This window comes from Bacteroides sp. AM07-18, assembly GCF_003602695.1.
Lineage (GTDB): Bacteria > Bacteroidota > Bacteroidia > Bacteroidales > Bacteroidaceae > Bacteroides > Bacteroides uniformis.
Genome location: NZ_QTLM01000009.1, coordinates 92,627 through 112,340, shown reverse-complemented (window position 1 = coordinate 112,340; position 19,714 = coordinate 92,627). Strand labels below are relative to the sequence as shown.

At 45.8% G+C, this 19,714-nt stretch carries 16 protein-coding genes; 5 read left to right on the top strand and 11 right to left on the bottom strand.

The window, feature by feature from the left end; genetic code table 11:
* Positions 1–35 precede the first annotated feature (35 nt).
* The 5 genes from DW096_RS12365 to DW096_RS12350 all read right to left on the bottom strand — a co-directional run bounded on the left by DW096_RS12365 (position 36) and on the right by DW096_RS12350 (position 4,765).
* Complete coding sequence (locus DW096_RS12365; RefSeq protein ID WP_158589299.1) at positions 36–866, bottom strand: hypothetical protein; 831 nt, start codon at positions 864–866, stop codon at positions 36–38.
* A 520-nt stretch (positions 867–1,386) separates the two neighbouring features.
* A complete protein-coding gene (locus DW096_RS12360) occupies positions 1,387–2,022 on the bottom strand; it encodes a hypothetical protein (protein WP_118931057.1) in 636 nt (211 codons plus the stop codon).
* Positions 2,009–2,230, bottom strand: a complete 222-nt coding sequence (locus DW096_RS12355) for a hypothetical protein (protein ID WP_057254474.1) — start codon at positions 2,228–2,230, stop codon at positions 2,009–2,011. The genes DW096_RS12360 and DW096_RS12355 overlap by 14 nt, the downstream gene beginning before the upstream one ends.
* A gap of 269 nt (positions 2,231–2,499) precedes the next feature.
* Positions 2,500–2,673: a hypothetical protein gene (locus DW096_RS19435; RefSeq protein ID WP_165853724.1), complete on the bottom strand. Its 174-nt coding sequence runs from the start codon at positions 2,671–2,673 to the stop codon at positions 2,500–2,502.
* 238 nt (positions 2,674–2,911) lie between these two features.
* Positions 2,912–4,765, bottom strand: a complete 1,854-nt coding sequence (locus DW096_RS12350) for a tyrosine-type recombinase/integrase (RefSeq protein WP_118931056.1) — start codon at positions 4,763–4,765, stop codon at positions 2,912–2,914.
* A gap of 259 nt (positions 4,766–5,024) precedes the next feature.
* Between DW096_RS12350 and alaS the strand changes: the two genes are divergently transcribed.
* Entirely contained in the window at positions 5,025–7,643 is a 2,619-nt protein-coding gene (gene alaS, locus DW096_RS12345; RefSeq protein ID WP_057088593.1) for an alanine--tRNA ligase, read from the top strand.
* Positions 7,644–8,096: 453 nt separating this feature from the next.
* Here the strand turns inward: alaS and DW096_RS12340 are convergent, their stop codons facing one another.
* The gene (locus DW096_RS12340) at positions 8,097–8,906 is read right to left on the bottom strand and encodes a hypothetical protein (RefSeq protein WP_005835166.1); all 810 of its coding nucleotides are present in this window, start codon (positions 8,904–8,906) and stop codon (positions 8,097–8,099) included.
* 76 nt (positions 8,907–8,982) lie between these two features.
* Complete coding sequence (locus tag DW096_RS12335; protein WP_120028768.1) at positions 8,983–10,401, bottom strand: ATP-dependent RecD-like DNA helicase; 1,419 nt, start codon at positions 10,399–10,401, stop codon at positions 8,983–8,985.
* 95 nt (positions 10,402–10,496) lie between these two features.
* On the opposite strand from DW096_RS12335, the gene DW096_RS12330 reads away from it, so the two are divergent.
* From DW096_RS12330 to rsmD, 3 genes are read left to right on the top strand one after another with little or no spacing between them, the layout of a single operon-like run.
* On the top strand, positions 10,497–11,183 hold the full coding sequence (locus DW096_RS12330; protein ID WP_044468034.1) for a hypothetical protein: 687 nt from the start codon (positions 10,497–10,499) through the stop codon (positions 11,181–11,183).
* An 18-nt stretch (positions 11,184–11,201) separates the two neighbouring features.
* On the top strand, positions 11,202–11,981 hold the full coding sequence (locus DW096_RS12325) for a DUF3822 family protein (RefSeq protein WP_117951630.1): 780 nt from the start codon (positions 11,202–11,204) through the stop codon (positions 11,979–11,981).
* A complete protein-coding gene (gene rsmD / locus DW096_RS12320; RefSeq protein WP_005824070.1) occupies positions 11,972–12,505 on the top strand; it encodes a 16S rRNA (guanine(966)-N(2))-methyltransferase RsmD in 534 nt (177 codons plus the stop codon). The genes DW096_RS12325 and rsmD overlap by 10 nt, the downstream gene beginning before the upstream one ends.
* A 60-nt stretch (positions 12,506–12,565) precedes the next feature.
* On the opposite strand, the gene cls is transcribed toward rsmD, so the two are convergent.
* The 3 genes from cls to DW096_RS12305 form a co-directional block, all read right to left on the bottom strand.
* Positions 12,566–14,005, bottom strand: coding sequence for a cardiolipin synthase (gene cls, locus DW096_RS12315; protein ID WP_120028776.1), 1,440 nt, complete (start codon positions 14,003–14,005; stop codon positions 12,566–12,568).
* A 270-nt stretch (positions 14,006–14,275) separates the two neighbouring features.
* Entirely contained in the window at positions 14,276–17,200 is a 2,925-nt protein-coding gene (locus tag DW096_RS12310) for a TonB-dependent receptor (RefSeq protein ID WP_034523096.1), read from the bottom strand.
* A 107-nt stretch (positions 17,201–17,307) separates the two neighbouring features.
* Positions 17,308–17,721 carry a hypothetical protein gene (locus DW096_RS12305; protein ID WP_005824079.1) on the bottom strand — a complete coding sequence of 138 codons (414 nt, stop codon included), beginning with the start codon at positions 17,719–17,721 and terminating at the stop codon, positions 17,308–17,310.
* A gap of 207 nt (positions 17,722–17,928) precedes the next feature.
* Between DW096_RS12305 and aroB the strand changes: the two genes are divergently transcribed.
* A complete protein-coding gene (aroB, locus tag DW096_RS12300; protein ID WP_005835147.1) occupies positions 17,929–18,990 on the top strand; it encodes a 3-dehydroquinate synthase in 1,062 nt (353 codons plus the stop codon).
* A gap of 51 nt (positions 18,991–19,041) precedes the next feature.
* Here aroB and DW096_RS12295 read toward each other — a convergent pair whose 3' ends face one another.
* A complete protein-coding gene (locus DW096_RS12295) occupies positions 19,042–19,572 on the bottom strand; it encodes an HU family DNA-binding protein (protein ID WP_008665685.1) in 531 nt (176 codons plus the stop codon).
* Between the last annotated feature and the right edge of the window lie 142 nt (positions 19,573–19,714).

Genomic DNA, 19,714 nt, shown 5'->3' with positions numbered 1-19,714 from the left:
GCCCCAGACCTTATCTGCCAGTCTGGAGCTTTCCCCTATAATATGATTTCAAATTTTTCTGGTTGGGGATATGGTTTAATCTCCTTCTTATATAGACCTAGTGCAGTTAATAAATACTGATAATTCCCTTGCTCTATATGCTTGCATTTCTTAATTAGTGTCTGTTTGAAGTCTTGACGGTTGCTTTTGCCAACAGTAGTGTATTTAGTAAGAATAAGATTTATTTTCTTTCTGTCATAGGCTGGTGGTATAACTCCGTGTCCTATACAGAAGTCCTCTATTGTCTGGTAGATATTGGCTCTTTCCAAGTCTCTGGATAATGGCATGTCTTTGCATCTGGCAATATAATATCCATTAATAAGAACTATATACCCTTTATTGATGAGGCTGTCAATTACAGTGCTGTTTTTACCTACTCCTATTTTATCTTTAATGTCTTGTTTGCTTGCTTTTAAGTAATGTGTATTATTAGTACAAATAGCCATGAACTTTAGCAAGAAGTCTTTTTCTTTAGGGGTTAGATTCTTATCCAGAATAAAGTCATTCCTCAATATGAAATAGTTCTCTGGCTTGGTATTCATTTTATATCTGATATGGGTTTTACTGTTAACATAGAAATATTCCCAGCCTAGAAATAGTGGATTGTCCTTAAAAACAAACTTCCCCTTCTCATCCTTCTCACTTAGATGTGTCTTTATAATGCCCTCTGATATATCTGACAGTCCAGCTATTTTAGGATAGGTGATTTCTGACACCCCGTTATAATAATTGCTGTTCATTTTTATAATGGAGTAGATATAAGCGTTCAGTGTCTTCTTGAAACTGATAATATCCTTACTTATCAATGTCTGTCTGATTGCCCCCATTAGTAGCTATGGATTTGTGGTCGTCTATAAATATTATATCTTTCTTCTCCCGTTCAATCTTGTAATATTTATTAGTTCCAAAATACTTCTTGGCTTCCTTTCTGTTCTTAAAAATAATGTTGTCTGGTTTATACCATATCATACTGCTTTAGCGTTAGAATTGATTGGTTGTCATTCATCTGATTAATGGAATTATCTGTAACTCCCGTTCCAGAAAATTGTAGTTCCGTAGGAACTTCATTTTTCATATATAAGGTATGTTATATAATAGGTATGTTACTAGGGTATCATTTTAGGGAGTGTCCCAGTATTAAAATCGGGAATACTTATTGGAGTCTCAAAATAGGGAATAGGTAAATTCCAGACTAGATGTACATCTGTATTTATCACTTCTGTTCTTGGCTCGCATGGCGGCAGGCTATTGAACTTGGTTGCATATACAGTTGGGGATATATGTCTGGTGGGTATGAACACGAAAAGGGAGAACCGTTTGCACAGTCCTCCCTTATACATTTTATTGTCATCTCTTATACAATAGCTTATCCATACATTCGTCGAAAGCGTTTGAGTCAACTACATATCCCTCGTTGGGACTATCCTTTATCAATTTTGGTAACGCATTCAAAATGTCATACTGTCTGAGTTCGTTCAGTTCGTGACAGATGTCCTGCAATTTGTTTAAAATAAAAGATTCATCTCCACATTCTGCATAGCGTGAATTTTCGTTGATATAGAAGTACATTGTGTTTAGGTTTCCATAAACTTTATTATTTGAGACATGAAACATGTCCTCGTTCAATCCTTCATGAATGAAGAATCTGAAATCTGTATCTCGCATGCACAGTTTAATGCGATTGAAATGTATCTTTAATTGGCTAGCCTCTTTCTTGTAGCTCTCAACATCCAGACCGTCTGGTCGTGCAGAAAGTTCATTCAAGATTCTTTCTGATATGATACTGAAATATTTGTTACACATGGCTTCAGAATCATTCTTTAACTCTTTAAGCAGTTTAATTGTTACAGAAATTCCCCACTTGGGAAATATACTAAAGAAGTCGTTCAGTTTGTCTAGATTTGCATTAAATTCAATTATTGATTTGTTAACGCCTCTAACGTCAATGTACTTGATTAATTCTGGTAGTCTATGCTTTCTCATAGTTATTGGTTTTATTGGATTTATCATTGCTCATCTTGATGTAAACGGTGTAAACCTTGTTATCTTTCTGCTTGCGTCTCTTGGAATAGCCGTTCAGCTTAGCCCATATTCCAATAACAGTCTTGCTGTCCTTTACATGGTGGGCTAGTGCAAGCTCACGTAGTTGCTTGAATGTAAGTTCTGTTTCTCCATTCATTCTTAGTCCCATAAATAATTATTAAATAGATAATCTGGCAAGATAAGGTGGATTGAAATGGCAGGTAAATTCAGACAATTCAATTTCAGATGTGCCTCAAGTCGGTAATTCAGTGGTTTCAGTGATACCGCCCTTATCTCATGTTGATGTTGCAAAGATACTGCACTTTGGTGAGGTGCCAAAACACTTTGACAACTTTCTTAAAACTTCGTGTAGGGAGCTTCATGGAGTGAGGATATGTCCTCTTCTGATAGCTTGGAAGTAAGTTTGGAACTTGAAAACTATTCCTGCTCCGGTTTGTGATACGGCAGGTAAACCATGTACATCTTGCCTTGAATCATTTTTCGTTTCTTGATGTATTGGTCAGAAGCCCAAAGCCCAATGTGCAGCCTTGTGTCCTTGATACCGTGCTCCAGTGCCATTTTACGAATGTCAGCGTAGGTCAGTTCTTTCATTTGAAGTGGATTTAGGTTTGTAGTGGTGAATCTGGGTGACGAGGAACTCGGTCATTTCTGACTTTCAATCACAGTGCAAAGGTATAAAGTCCCGACTGCATCACCAAACGACAAGTAGAAATTGTGGAATATTTGAGTTGAGGGGGCAATAAAGCAAAAATTCTCCCCATAACCGGAGCTGTTCGGGGAGAATATGCTGTTCAGCCTTACCAGAAACCCTAATTTCCTAAAAAACTTGTCAGTCTTGATTTCTTTTATCCAATAAGGCTGTAGTGATTTCTTTTATATTGGTGAATCTTGCATTATCCAACAAGCCTATTTCCAAAGCCTTATTGATAAACTGCATAATTGCATCCTTACTGATACCAATCTTAACGCACTTGATAATCATTTCCCTAAAACAGTCATACAAGTCTGACAGCTTCCCAACAGATAACTGTTTCACATATTGCTTTGCCACATCAGAATCTGAAGTGGAAGATTGGGAGAACTTTTCTATCTCGCTTATAAGGGACGCAATTTCATTGTCATAGCTACATAGTTTCCCATCTTTCAAGTGACCTACTTGTGATTGTAGTTCAACAGCCTTATTGATTTTGGATGCAAAAAATTGAGTGTCTAACAAGGTTTCAAAGGTTATATTGTCAGCCACGCTCGCCCTTGAAATTGGCTTCTTGACCGTTTCTTGTTTATTCATTGTAGCATCTACCATATTATCAGTCCCTTCAACCTTGAATAATCTACTGTTTTTGATTTTCTTTAAAGAATTAATAAGCCTTGTTCCTTTATCGTTTACAGTTTCATGCAAATAAACATCGTCTATCATTGTGGTGTCTGTATGCGCAGTTGCTATTATTACATCTTCTTTAGGAATCCCAGAACGGCACATCAAAGTAATAAATGTATGCCTAGCAATATGAGTATGAATTAACTCATATAATTTCTTTTTTTTATTAATAACCTCCTCACCTATTTGTTCTGTATAAATTACATCACTATCTAGTCCAACCTTCTTGCATACATTTTTAATTACTCTATTTAATTTAGCCTCATTATTTCTTACAACGTTAGCATCTTCTCCCAATAAATTGATATGCTCGAACCCCTTTTCTTTATATTTATTCAAAATCTCTTTTACCAAGGGAAATAAATACACTGTAGCTTGTTCTCCAGTCTTTTGAACAACAAAAGAAATAACCTCAACATTACCTTCTAACTTCGTAACAGTATATTCACCTTTAAAAATCTTAGGCAAATCAGATATGCGTTGTCCTAGTAAGCACTGGGAGATAAACAAATCTCTAGCCTCTTCTTCTTTTGGTTTAAGATTTGAGTAACCATAAATAGCTAAAAGTTGTTTTTCTGTTAATGGAATTTGCTTACTCTTTTTTTGTTCTTTAGTTCGCCTATCCTTAATAGGAGTGAAAGATATTATGTCTATACCAGCTTTTATTTCCTTGTCTTTGTTAGCATGATTAATCAATGTTTTAATTCCATTGAGTTTATTTAAAATCGTTGCAATCTTAGAATTAAGCGACAATAAATACTGCTGATAATCTTCCATAGTATCTCCATTAATATAAGATACACTATTAAGAATATCTCTAGTTTTCAAAAAGTTCTCAAAAGACCTAACATATCCCATATATATGTTCTTACTATTTTCTCCATCGATATACTTCTCTACCATCTGCCTTAAAATAAAAGTTGCAGATAATTTTTCTTTTTCTCCCATAGCATTACGTTGCTTCAAATTAGGATTAATAATTTGCTTCATTTCTTCAAAAAGGAAGTTGATTCTTTCCATATCTTCACAAAGATAATTCTTATTCTCTTCAAAAGAAGCAAGTATAGACCTTATTCTTTTATTAACAATTTCATTATTCCTATTATCCAATCTAGTTTGCCCATTACTAATAGTAGCAATTTGTTTCCGCTTATTCCATTGCGAAGGATAAACTTTCACTCCAATATTTACCTTATACTGCTTTCCCCTAAATGAAAATAGAGCATAAATAATAGTCGGTTTATTCAACCTAGTCTGCCTTAGATTGAAATTTAGAGTAAATTCAAGAAACACTTGTTCATTCATCACTGTTTATTGCCAAACGTTATTAAAATCGGTTATTACATTTGGTTATTAATGAGACTATTTGCATAGGTATTTCCACATTATCACCCCTTCCAGAATATATTGAAATAAAGCTTTGCTATATCATAAAAACAAGCTATCTTTGCACAGTTTTTTCAAGAATATTAAGACTAAGTAGCAAGTAGTTAGTAGTAAGAAACGGACAAAAAACGACAGAAGAAGATAAATCAAATTAGAATCAGATAAATCAATAGAGAGTATGTTGACTGCAAACGAAATCAGAGACTCTTTCAAGAGTTTCTTCGAAAGTAAAGGTCACCAGATAGTGCCTTCGGCCCCGATGGTGATTAAGGATGACCCCACGTTGATGTTCACCAATGCGGGAATGAACCAGTTTAAAGATATCATTTTGGGCAACCACCCGGCGAAATACAAAAGAGTTGCTGACTCGCAGAAATGCCTTCGCGTAAGCGGAAAGCACAACGACCTGGAGGAAGTGGGTCACGATACCTACCACCACACCATGTTCGAGATGCTGGGCAACTGGTCGTTTGGCGACTACTTCAAGAAGGAAGCCATCTCCTGGGCATGGGAGTATCTGGTGGATGTACTGAAACTCAACCCCAAAGACCTCTACGCCACCGTATTCGAAGGTAGCGCCGAAGAAGGACTGGAACGCGACAACGAAGCCGCTTCTTACTGGGAGCAGTTCTTGCCGAAAGACCACATTCTGAATGGCAACAAACACGATAACTTCTGGGAAATGGGTGATACGGGACCGTGCGGTCCGTGTTCGGAAATCCATGTGGACTCCCGTTCGGAAGAAGAGAAGGCCAAAGTACCCGGCAGCCAGCTGGTGAACAAAGACCACCCGCAGGTGATTGAAATCTGGAACCTCGTGTTCATGCAGTTCAACCGCAAGGCGGACGGCAGCCTGGAAGGACTTCCCGCCAAGGTTATCGACACCGGCATGGGCTTCGAGCGACTGGTGCGCACACTGCAAGGAAAGACCTCCAACTACGACACCGACGTATTCCAACCGATACTGAAAGCCATCGGAGACATGGCAGGCAAGAAGTATGGCGAAGATGAGAAGTCGGACATCGCCATGCGTGTAATTGCCGACCACATCCGCACCATCGCCTTCTCCATCACCGACGGACAGCTTCCGAGCAATGCCAAGGCAGGTTACGTCATCCGTCGTATCCTCCGCCGTGCCGTGCGCTACGGTTACACGTTCCTCGGACAGAAGCAGGCATTCATGTACAAGCTCCTCCCCGTACTCATCGAGAACATGGGCGCCGCTTATCCCGAACTGGATGCACAGAAGGAACTGATTGCCAAAGTTATCAAGGAAGAAGAAGACTCCTTCCTCCGCACCCTGGAGACGGGTATCCGCCTGCTGGAAAAGACCATGGCAGACGCCAAATCCACCGGCAAGAACGAAATCAGCGGAAAGGATGCCTTTACCTTATATGATACCTTCGGTTTCCCGCTCGACTTGACGGAACTGATTCTCCGCGAAAACGGCATGACTGCCGACATCAAGGAGTTTGACGCCGAAATGCAGCAGCAGAAACAGCGTGCCCGCAATGCCGCCGCCATAGAGACCGGTGACTGGATTACGCTAAAGGAGGGTACTACCGAATTCGTAGGATATGACTATACGGAATACGAAACATCCATTCTGCGCTACCGCCAAGTGAAGCAGAAGAACCAAACCTTGTATCAGATTGTACTGGACAAGACTCCGTTCTATGCCGAAAGCGGCGGTCAGGTAGGTGACACCGGTGTATTGGTGAACGAGTTTGAGACCATCGAAGTGGTAGACACCAAGAAGGAGAACAACCTGCCTATCCACATCACCAAGAAGCTGCCCGAACACATGGAAGCTCCGATGATGGCATGCGTGGATACCGACAAGCGTGCCGCTTGTGCCGCCAACCACTCTGCTACCCACTTGCTGGATGCTGCGCTGCGCGAAGTATTGGGCGAGCATGTAGAGCAGAAGGGCTCTTTGGTTACACCGGACTCCCTGCGTTTCGACTTCTCACACTTCCAGAAGGTGACGGACGAGGAAATCCGCAAGGTGGAACACATCGTTAATGCAAAGATTCGCGCCAACATACCTTTGAAGGAATACCGCAACATTCCTATCGAAGAAGCCAAAGAACTGGGCGCCATCGCTCTGTTCGGTGAGAAGTACGGCGACCATGTACGCGTTATCCAGTTCGGTTCTTCCGTAGAATTCTGTGGTGGTACGCACGTGGCTGCAACCGGAAACATCGGTATGGTGAAGATTATCTCCGAAAGCTCCGTGGCTGCCGGTGTGCGCCGTATCGAAGCCTACACGGGTGCACGCGTGGAGGAACTGATGAACACCATCGAGGACACGCTGCACGACTTGAAGGCGCTCTTCAACAACGCACCCGACCTTGCCGGAACCATCCGTAAGTATATTGACGAAAACGCCGGACTGAAGAAGCAGGTAGAGGACTTCATGAAAGAGAAAGAAGCACAGCTGAAAGAAAGACTGCTGAAGAACGTGCAGGAAGTCAATGGCGTTAAAGTCATCAAGTTCTGTGCTCCCCTGCCGGCAGAAACAGTGAAAAACATCGCCTTCCAGCTGCGTGGCCAGATTACGGAAAACCTGTTCTTCGTGGCAGGAACTGAAGCCGAAGGCAAGCCGATGCTGACCGTCATGCTGAGCGACAACCTCGTGGCAGGCGGACTGAAAGCCGGAAACCTGGTGAAAGAGGCCGCCAAGCTTATCCAAGGCGGTGGCGGTGGCCAGCCCCACTTTGCAACTGCCGGCGGCAAGAATGCTGACGGACTGAACGCTGCCATTGACAAAGTTTTGGAATTGGCAGGATTATAATCGAAAATAATTGGCGAAACACTTGACATCGCCTCTGCGATGTTGTATATTTGTAATGTCATTTTTTAGATATTTCAAAACTAAACTACCGGGAAAGGAGGAGCATTGCTTCTCCTTTTCTTTTTATCCTCCACGGTATTCCATTTGAAATGCCACATGCCGGCTCCCCAAACTCCACACCTTACCATCCTAAATGCCACACCTTAGCAAGTGAAATGGCTGGCATTTACCCTCCAAAGCCCTGGGGTTTCCGTGAAAAGCCCTAAGGTTTGGGACAGTGAAGTGGAGGGAACGGATGATTAGTCCAAAACAAACAGACAATGCATTCGAAGCAAACGAATGATGCATACAGAACAGACAGATGATGCGCAACAGAAACAAAAACGGGAAGCCTAAGCCTCCCGTCTGTTAATCTTTCGTAAATCTGCTCTTGACAAGATTTCCACTAAAACCTTATTCCATCCGAAGTATAAACATTTCGCGATAAACCACCAGTGCACCTTCGGGCAGCAAACCGGAAGGACAGAAAGGAGTTACATTTTCCGCAAGTACACATTTACCATTTCCCGAGACCGTCCGCGTAAAGAGCCTCTTCTCTCCATTATAAGTAAACTGCCACAATGCATATGTATCTCCGTTCTCATCTTCCACTGGAACTGTCTCGTATATCCCCATTAGCGGTTCCTCCTCTTTTCCCGTCGGATAGATTTCCAATACACCTTTCCACATACTATTGGAGAAATCTTCGGGCACCAGCACATAATACCCGCCATCCTTCACCCAAGGACGCTCGGCAAGTGCCTTAGAAACATCACCCAGCAGTTCCGTCGGTGCACCACTACTGATACCATACTCGAAGCCCATTTTCGTCAACGTATATTGCCTACGACCTTTCACCGTGATGCGCAGTTGTGTTTCCTCACCGGAACCATCCATCACCTTCACAATCGTCTCCCCCTCTGCCAGCGGATGAATCTTGATACGCTGATACCCGTTGACATCATCGGTAAAAGTCACGGAAGCCACCGACTCGTGCTCGTTAATCACATTATAGGAACCGTCGCCGCCGTCAATGCCCAGCACTGTATCTTCGTTTGTTTCAGAAAGATAATAAGAAAGATTGGACACCAGATTGTCACATGTCCCAATCTGGTAGATAGGCTCCACACCTTCGAAAAGTACCATGCTTCGGTAATCGTCCTCGCAACCGGAAGCGGTAAACAGCAGTGCTATCAAAGCAAAGAGAGAGTATAGCTTCTTCATACTTGTTCAGTTATAGTTGTTCTATCTACAAAAATACAAAAAATGCCGGAATACTGCATCGGTACCCCTCTCTTTTTCAAACTATTTGTTCTTCCGGATAGTTCACCAAGTAGAGCGTTCCCGTGGCACGGGTAAAGGCGGTGTAGAGCCAACGGAAATAATCGGGTGTCAGATATTCATCCGTCATATACCCCTGGTCCAGAAAGACATTCTTCCATTGCCCGCCCTGCGCCTTGTGGCAAGTCACGGCATAGGCATACTTCACTTGCAAGGCGTTGTAGTACGGGTCTGCCTTCATCTTCTTCATCCGCTCGCGCTTCACGGTGATGTCGGCATAATCTTCGAGGACGGAGTAGAAAAGCCGGTCGTTTTCTGCCTTGGGCAGCGCAGGCGAGTCGGTATGCAGCGTATCGAGCAGCATGTTCACTTCCAGTTCAAAGTCGTTATAGTCGGGAAAGACCAGCGTCACGTCTGCAAAGCGGAAGCCATACAGCTCTCGCGTACGGCGCACGCGGCGCACCACGGCAGTCTCACCGTTGGCAATGAAATCCATCTCCTTCTCCTTTTCCGTCCAGAAGTAGTTATTTTTCGCCACCATCAACAAATCACCGGTGTTTAATTCATCCTCACGCCAGAGAATCTGCGCACGGATGCCTTTGTTGTAGATGTTCGCCCTCTTGTTGGAGCGGCACACCACGATAGTTTCATCCAGCCCGTCATGGTCGTAGCAAGAGCTCAGCGTTTCTATCAGCTCATTTCCGGGCAGAACTTTAATGTCGGCAAACCCCGAAACCTTTATCTTTGGCAGGCTGTAGCAATCGTCTTCCGCTATCAACTGCCTCAGGCGGGTGGCATTCCACAAAATGCCCGACTGCTGCTCCTGGCGCACCACCTGCGTCAAGTCCACCTCCACCACTTCCAGCCCGTAGCCTTTCAAGGCATCGGCAAAGAGGGCAGGGCTCTGCTCCTCCCCCACCGGCGGCAGCTGTGCCGTATCGCCCATCAGCAGCAGGCGGCATCCCTGGCCGGAATAGACAAACTGCACCAGGTCGTCCAGCAACCTGCCCGTGCCGAACATGGAACCGGACAGTCCCTCATTGGAAATCATTGAGGCCTCATCCACTATATATAAAGTGTGAGTTGTCAAATTATCGTTCACAGAAAAATTGCTCAGCTCATTGGAGAAAGATTGCTGTCTATAAATTTTTTTATGAATTGTAAACGCCGGATGCCCCGCATACGCCGAGAAAACTTTTGCCGCCCGTCCGGTCGGTGCCAGCAATACCGACTTTTGTTGCAACTTATCCAACGTCCGCACCAAGGCACCGACCAACGATGTTTTACCCGTCCCCGCATAACCACGAAGCATAAAAGCCACCTCGCTACGGGGTGACAGAAGGAACTCCGATAAAGATTTTACAGCAATTTCTTGCTCAGGAGTTGGTTGGTAAGGAAAATTTTCCTTAATTTGCCTTTCTAAATAGTTATTTATCATTTTTGTAACAGAAAAAAGTAAAGGGAACTATCGTTTTTAAATTAATTTCTTTTATTTTTGCGGTGCGAATATAACAACTAAAAAACATATTTATCATGAAAACAGTATTTAATGTCATTTTAGGCTTATGTGCTTTGGTGCTAATTTATATTTGTTACACCAGCATTATGGGTCCTATCAACTTTGAAAAAGCAAAGAAGCACAGAGACGCAGCCGTCATTGCACGTCTGATTGACATCCGTAAAGCACAATTGGAATATCGTACTTTACATGACCAGCAATATACTGCAAGCTTCGACTCTCTGATTGACTTTGTTAAAAACCAGAAACTTCCGTTCATCTTCAAGCAAGGAGAACTGAACGATAAGCAGCTGGAAGACGGTCTGACTGAAAAGAAAGCCATCAACATCATCAATAAGGCAAAGAAGACAGGTAACTATGCTGACGTCAAGAAATGGGGATTGGAAAACTTCAAACGTGACACCTTGTGGGTAGCCGTATTGGACACTATCTTCCCGAAGGGCTTCAACCCCGATTCAATGAGATATGTTCCCTTCGGAAACGGTGCACAGTTCGAAATGGCCATCAAGAACGATACAGCTAAATCCGGTGCTCCTTTCTGTCTGCTCGAAGTGAAGACTCCGTACGAAGTTTATTTGAACGGTCTGGATGCACAAGAAATTGCCAACATCAAGGACGTACAAACCAAACTTGGCAAGTACTGCGGTCTGATGATTGGTAGCTTGGAAACAGCTAACAACAACGCCGGTAACTGGGAATAATCTCACCCCGACAAACGTATGATAGAAACGACTGATTTTAATAAATCGGAACAGTATACATTATCCATCCGTCTCAGTACGGATGGATTTTCTTTTTCTGTGTTCAACCCTCTGGGCGACGGTGAGTTCTCTTACTACGACCGTGCAGTGGACGAGTCCCTCTCCCTCACTGCCAATCTGAAACAGACCTTCCGCGAACTGGCATGGCTGGAACGCCCCTTCCGCCGTGTCAATGTGCTCATGGCAGACAAACGCTTCACGTTCATTCCCCTGGAGTTCTTCGAGGACGAACAAACGGAAATCATTTTCTATCACAACCATCCTAAACGGGAAAACGAAACCGTACAATACAACATACTGCATAAGAACAGCACTGTCGTACTGTTCGGCATGGATAAGAGTGCCTGCTCCTTCCTTCGCGAACAGTATCCCGATGTCAAGTTCTATTCCCAAGCCAGCCCCTTCATTGAGTTCTTCTCCTCAAAGAGCCGCTTGGGCAACAACCGGAAGATGTATGCACACTTGCGAAAAGATGCCGTAGACGTATACGGCTACGAGCGCGGACGCCTCCTTCTTGCCAATTCCTTTGAATGCAGAAGCACACCCGACCGTGTCTACTACCTATTATATATATGGAAACAACTCGGCTTCGAGCAGGAACGCGATGAGCTGCACCTGACCGGTGACCTAAACGACAAAGAACTGCTACTGCCCGAACTGCGAAAATTCATCCGGCAGGTATTCATCATGAATCCCGCCACTAATCTTGACCTGCAAGCCATAACCCTATGCGAGTAATCAGCGGAATATACAAAAGAAGACGTTTCGACGTGCCCCACTCCTTCAAGGCACGCCCCACCACAGACTTTGCCAAAGAGAATCTGTTCAATGTGCTCTCCAACTACATGGACTTTGAGGACGGCATCCGTGCCCTCGACCTATTTGCCGGTACGGGCAGCATCAGCATCGAGCTTGTGTCCAGAGGCTGCGACCAAGTAATCAGCGTGGAAAAAGACCGCGACCACTATGCCTTCATCTGCAAGATTATGCAAGAATTAAAGACGGACAAGTGCCTACCCATACGCGGTGACGTATTCAAATACCTCAAAAGCGGACGCGAGCAGTTCGACTTTATCTTTGCCGACCCTCCCTACGAGCTTGCCGGGCTGGAAACCTTGCCCGATCTCATCTTCGAGAACAACTTGCTGAAAGAAGACGGACTCTTCGTCTTGGAACACGGGAAGAAAAACAGTTTCGAGGAACATCCGCACTTTGTGGAGAGAAGGGTATACGGAAGCGTGAACTTCACGATATTTAAATGATGAATGAAGAATGGTACGATATGAATACACTTCAAGAAATTCTTCATTCATCATTCTTCATTATAACAGCGGCGCCATCAGCCGCACCACACTCTCTGCGGCCTTACGATACCAGGGGCGCTTCACCCAGTTCTTCAAGAATACTTGTACGCAGTCGCGCTGGTCTTGAAGGAAGATTTCGCGCATCTGAAGCGCTGTTTCTGTGTCATAGATGAAGGCATTCACCTCAAAGTTATGTTCAAAACTGCGGAAATCCACATTCGTAGAGCCTACCGTGGACAACTCATCATCCGAAACCATCAGTTTGGAGTGCAGGAAGCCTTTCTTATAGAAATAGACCTTGACTCCCGAATAGAGCACATCTGTCAGATAAGAGCAGGAACCCAGATGCGTCAAGCGGTTATCAGCACGCATGGGCAACATCAGACGCACATCGACACCTGACAAGGCGGCTGTCTGCATAGCAACAAGTACGGCTTCGGTGGGCAGGAAGTAGGGAGTCTGGATATAGAAATATTTCTTTGCGCTGGAAATGGATATGACAAGTCCCTGCATAATGTCTTTCCATGGGCCTACGGGCTCACTCGTTACAATCTGCGCCAAGGAAGTACCGCAGTTTTCTATTTTCGAGAAATAGCGGGTAGACGTAATCAGTGTACGGTCCACAAAGTACCAATCGAGTAGGAAGGCGGTCTGCAATCCGTGAACAGCCTTGCCCTCCAACAGCAGATGTGTGTCCCGCCAGATGCCCCATGAGAATCCGCGCATATAGCGTTCGGCAAGATTCATACCCCCCACAAAGCCGATGCGCCCGTCAATGACAACTATTTTCCGATGATTACGATAGTTCACCTTACTGGTGAAAAGCGGAAAACGTACCTTCAGAAAGCTGCGTACCTCGATACCGGCCTCGCGCATCTCTTCAAAAAAACGGTTGGGAACATGCCAGCAACCCACATCATCATAAATCACACGTACCTCTACCCCGGCACGCGCCTTTTCCATCAGGACATCACGTACCAAGCGCCCAATGGCATCGTCCTCAAAGATATAGAATTCCATGTGGATATGCTTCGTTGCTTTCCCCAGTTCGCGCAGCAGGGATTGCAGCATGGAGAGCCCCAGGGTATAGGCTTCCACCCGGTTTCCATCGAAGGGGAAAGCCTGGTTGGTATTACGGAACAAGGATATGAGACGACTGTAATTGATGGGAAGCGCACATGAGTCCTGCGCCAGATATTCCGCCATAGGTTTCTTCAACAAGCGGCTGTAACTCTTCTTCCCTATCATGCGCACACGGCGCTGACTACGCCCGAAGAAGAAGTAAAACACCAGCCCCACGATGGGAAGGAACATCAGTATCAGTATCCATGCCATGGTTTTCACCGGATTGCGGTTGTCGAGGATAATGACGACAATCGTTCCGATGATGGCACCGAAATAAACAATGTCGAAGGCTATCGTAGCAATCTGGCTGGCAATGAAGTTCCAATCAAGCATGTTCACAGACAATTAAGTGTGAAACAAATGTAGGAAAAACACAGAAACTTTCACCGAAGATTACAGAGATTAACATAAAAGTCCCTCTTCCCCCAACTTGTCTGAAAACTTATACTTGCTATCGCTTTGACGCGGATGACGCAGATGACGCAGATTTTTAATATTCTTATCTGCGTCATCCGCGTCTGAAAAATAATCAAAAAGAAACCTGCCACAGAATTGAGAGTGTATCAGAATGACAAGCTGATTAGGGGGGTGATCCCCTCCGCTTTAGAACGGCCTGCGTCCTCCGAAACCGCCAGGACCATGCCCCGGACCGAAGCCCGGACCGCCGAAGCCGCGTCTGCCCTGCATCTTATCGCGGGCGGCCTTGCTGCCGAAAATATTCAGACGATAGATGAAGTGAAGCATGCAATAGCTGTTCACGCCGTTATATTCGTACACCGAGCGGCCGCTTGCAGTCAGCGAACGGCTGATGTTACTCTGCTTCTTCAGAATGTCGTACATCTCGAAGCTGACGGTGGCATTCCCTTTCAGGAAAGTCTGCGACAACTGTGCATTCCAGATAAGCTCGTTACGGTTCATACTGCTGTCCGTATATCCTCGACGGCTCTGGTTGGCAATGTTGGTAGAGAGCGTCATGTTCCACGGCATGGAAATCTGCGTATTGGCACCGTAGGAGAAGGTATAGGGCTCCTGATTATTGTCAGGCGTCAGTTTATCCTTCTCTATTGAATAGGAGATGCTTCCGTTCAAGCCGAATTCAAACCAGTCATTACGATAGGCGGCATTCAGACGTTCGCCCAGCGTCAGGTTGGTGGTTGTATTCTTCCGTTCCACGGCATCTGCTCCCTTACCGGACGTCAGATAAGCCACATTGTTCTGATAGTTGGCATTGGAGAAGGAGTTGATGGTATACTTCTTATTGGGCAGTGCCGTATTGAAGCCAAACATGCCGAACGCATTCCAATTACCGTTGATATTTTTCGGAGTTGTAGTCCATCCACCAGTCTCCGAATTGTACACACGGCTATTGCTGATGCTATTCTGCGTTGCCGAGAAGTTGACGTGTGACATAATACCGCGCTGCTTTTCGGCATTATACGTATTATAGAAGAATCGCATGTTGTGCGTGAAGGAAGGCTTCAAGCCCGGATTACCGATACGTACATTCTGCGGATTGGAGTTGTCCACAATCGGCAACAGATTCTCCATACTCGGTTGGCTGCTACGCCCGCGATATGTCATACGCAACTGGCTCACCTTGGAGAAACGGATGCGCAAGTCCAGGTTCGGAGCGAAGTTGAACACATTGCGGGTGGTATCAATCATATAGTCGCCGCGCTTATAGGACAATACAGAATGCTGCGGCTGGAACGACATACCTGCGCTCAACTGATACTTCTCGCGGATAAAGCGCAAAGACACGGATGCATCGTGGTTGTAGTAGCGGTATTCCGCATACTTACCCAGACTATCCACCGCATGCTCTTCATATCCCGTGGGAAGCTGGGTTGACAATCCCCAATCCGGAAAACCCTGCAAATCATACGTCGTCTTGTCGCTCTCGCTATACTTGTACTGGAACTGATAGCTGAATTGCAAGAAAGTGGCGCGGGCTATCGGTTCGCTGTAAGTCAGCTGTGCACTGTAATTGTAGTTCTTGGTAGGAGTAGTGATGTACTGGTTACGAACCAAGATGGAGTCTCCTCCCAAAGCATTCAGTAACTGGAAGTAATGTGTTTCCGACTCCGTATACTGGTTGTTGTCATTATTGGTATAACCGAATCTTCCACGGAACGTGACATTGCGTCCTTTGTCATTCAGCTTTCTGTTCAACTGCAAGGTTGCATCCGTAGACACACTCTTGTTGTCGTTCAGCGAACCGCTGTTGATAGCATTTATACGGATACTCCTCAACGGGTCATCGTCCGGATTAAGAATCTTCTCCAGATTCAGCCAGTTATTGGGGTCACTCACCAGACTGTAAGGGTCGGAATTGAACGTACCGCTCTCAGAATTGGAGAGATTGTCCGTTTTGCCGTACGAGAAGTTGGGACGGAAAATGATATTCGTCATCGAGTCCGGCTTCCACTCCATACGGAAATCGGCATTGAAATTCTTGGCTTTGTTACGTTGCCTGCTGTTCGAGTTGGAGTAAGAGTTGCCGTCCGGCAGAAAGTCCTCGGTAGAACCGATACTTGCAATATCCCCATCCTGATAGTTGTAGCGTGCACTACCGCCCAGTTCCAGCTTATCGGTTTGGGTAGCGAAGTTCACACCCAGCATTTTCGTTGCAGTAAGTCCGTTGTTCCTGCGCCAGCGCGGAGGACCGCCACCACCCGAAAAGCCCTGGTCGTTCACGTTATTGGCAGAACCCACTACCGACACCTGGGTTTTGTCCACGAAGCGGTTCAGCATAAAGCGGCCCATATAGCGGTCTTCCGTCCCTCCGGCCACGTCGGCATTACCGAACCAACCCTGGTTCATGCCTTTCTTTACGGTCAGGTCGAGCACCGTCTCCTCCTCACCGTCGTCAATACCGGTGATACGTGCCAAATCGGACTTCTTATCGTAGGTTTTCAGCTTCTCTATCATATCTACCGGCAGGTTCTTCAAACCGGTCTTTACGTCTCCACCGAAGAACTCCTTGCCGTCGACCATAATCTTCGACAAGTCCTTACCGTTGATTTTCACATTACCCTCGTCGTCAATCTCCGCACCGGGCAGCTTCTTCACCAACTCCTCGAGCATGGCTCCCTCGGGGGTACGATAGGCAGATGAAGTATATACCAGTGTATCTTCCACCACCTGCACTTGCGGCGCTTCTGCCGTAACCACAGCCTCGGCCAGCATCACCGCATCCGTTTCCAATGTCAGTGTACCCACGTTCTTGGCAGTTGTCGTAGCATAAAGGTGTAAAGGGATGTACTGGCTCTTGAATCCGATGTAGGAAACCTTCAGCACGTATTTACCCGCACTGACTTTGGGAAGAGTGAAATAACCTTGTGCCGTAGTGGCCGTACCCGATGCCTGAACACTGTCTGGCAACAAAAGCAACTGCACGGTAGCTTGTATCGCAGGCTCCTTGGTGTCCTCCACGACACGGCCCGATACCGTAATGTTTTTGGTCTGTGAAAATGCAGACAGCGTTGTTACCAACAGCAACGCCATCCCCGTGATAATTTTCTTCATGTGTCTATTCTTTGTCTATTCTAAATGAACAATGCCTTTTATTCACTGTTTCATTTGACAGACTTCCGGGCAAAAGGTTTAATGCCCCACATGACGATTTGCTTTATTTATCGACTATTCCGCTTAAATAATCTATCAACTGTCGCTTTCTTTATACCAAATTCCAAGCAAAGCACATTCAATATAAGAAATATGAGAAAAGAAGAAGAATCGACCGAAAGGAGGTCACCCTGCGCCACCCGGTAGAGCATACCGCCGAAGATAAAAAGAACGGTCAGAAAGATGGCATTGCGCGTGGACTTGTTGCGCACCTGCTCTATCTCCTTATTCTCGTTCTTCGTCAAGGCAAAGATTATCATCAGTGCCCCCATCATCATCAGGAGTTTGGAGCATTCCTTGTAAAACAGCAAGTTGGCATCTGTCACTTTTCCCCACAATAGGAATATGAAAGGAAGGAACAACGCCAGAGCTATGATGAAATAACCCAACGGACGGCAATAAACGGGAAGTAATGCTCTCATTTCTATCAATCAATTACAAATTACTAATTACAAATAGCGGGAGGCAGATGACGGAAACACCTTGCCACCCATAGAATTTCGCGGGACAAAGATAACGTTTTATTGCCAAAAGAGCTATCTTTGTGCCACAATATAATGAAGAAGGCTCCCTTTCCTTCATAATCCGTAACATCAGTAATTGGTAATTCGTAATTTGTAATTAACAAGATGAGTAAACAAGAAGTAATCCTTTGCGAAGGACTGGCAAACAGCCTGACGCATGCCATAGCGAAGTGTCCCCATGACAAGCTTTTCATCCTTACCGACGAGCATACCCACCGCCTCTGCCGCCCGCATCTGGACGGTATCCCCGCCCTGGAAGAAGCGGAAGAGATTATTATCGGGGCAGAAGATGTGCACAAGAATATGGAAACGCTGGCTGCCGTATGGCAAGCCCTGAGTGAGAAAGGGGCCAGCCGCCACTCCCTGCTCATCAATCTGGGCGGTGGCATGGTGACCGACCTTGGCGGTTTTGCCGCTTCCACCTTCAAGCGGGGCATCGCCTACATCAACGTTCCCACTACGCTGCTCGCCATGGTCGACGCTTCCGTGGGAGGCAAGACGGGCATCAACTTCAACGGTCTGAAGAATGAAATCGGCGTCTTTGCTCCTGCCGCCTGCGTGCTGCTGGAAACCGAGTTCCTGCGCAGCCTCGATGCCCATAACTTCTTCTCCGGCTATGCGGAGATGCTGAAGCACGGCCTCATCAGTACCCCGGAACATCTGGCGGAACTGCTGGCCTTCGATACGGAGAAGATAGATTATGCCTTGCTGAAGTCCATGGTAGGACGTTCCGTGCAGGTAAAGGAACGCATCGTAGAAGAGGACCCACTGGAACATGGCATCCGCAAAGCCTTGAACCTGGGGCACACCGTGGGACACGCCTTCGAAAGCCTCGCCCTTGCCGAAAGGCGTCCGGTGCTGCACGGCTATGCAGTGGCATGGGGGCTGGTCTGCGAACTCTACCTTTCTTATATAAAGACCGGATTCCCGAAGGACAAGATGCGCCAGACCATCCAATTCGTCAAAGAGAATTATGGCAGCTTCACCTTCAACTGCAAACAGTACGACCAGCTGTACGAACTGATGAAGCATGACAAGAAGAATACCGCCGGAGTCATCAACTTCACCCTATTGAAAGAAGTGGGTGACATCTGTCTCAACCAGACGGCAGACAAGGAGACTATCTTCGAAATGTTCGACTTTTATAGGGAGTGCATGGGAGCATAGCACTCCCGGCAAGGAGAGACAGTATTCTCTGAATTCTTCCACATTCATCGCTCACTCCTCCCCCGAAAAGTCCTCCGTATCATTTTCCATCCCAACTGGGTCTTCATCCGGAATTCCCGTCTTTCCCTCGGCCCGCTCCTTTCGCAGCGTTTCCGGTCGCAACATATCGTGAGGGAAATATCGGCTAAGCGGATAACGGTAGAAATCCATCCCGCTGTTCAGCCTCGCCACCAGCGACTTATCCGGACGAAAATAGACACGGGATAAGCGTACCTTGCCCGGCATCACATCGTCGGGATGCTCAAACCCGTCACTCGTCACCGCCACATGGAAGGAACCCAGCCCCTTAATGGTCACCGACTCTCCCTCCATCAGCGCTTCCTCTATAAACTTCGGCAAATCTATCAATACACTCTGCACGTCTCCCGAACTCATCCCTTTTCTGGATGCCATACGCTGCGCCAGCAGCTCTGCCGTCACACCTCCACGCCGCTGTAACACACGCTGCACAGCATAATAGAGTTGCTTCACCCCTTCTGCCGTGCGGAAAACCTTCTTTCGAACCAAATAGACTATACTCATACTCTTTTCACAATGAACATAATGTTTCTTACTGCAACCAGACTGCTGACACCCCACCCGAAGGTTACTTCCCCTAAACAGAAAGCCAGTTTCCATACGGCCGGACAGCTATTCCCCAACATGCACGAGATGCACATCTCAT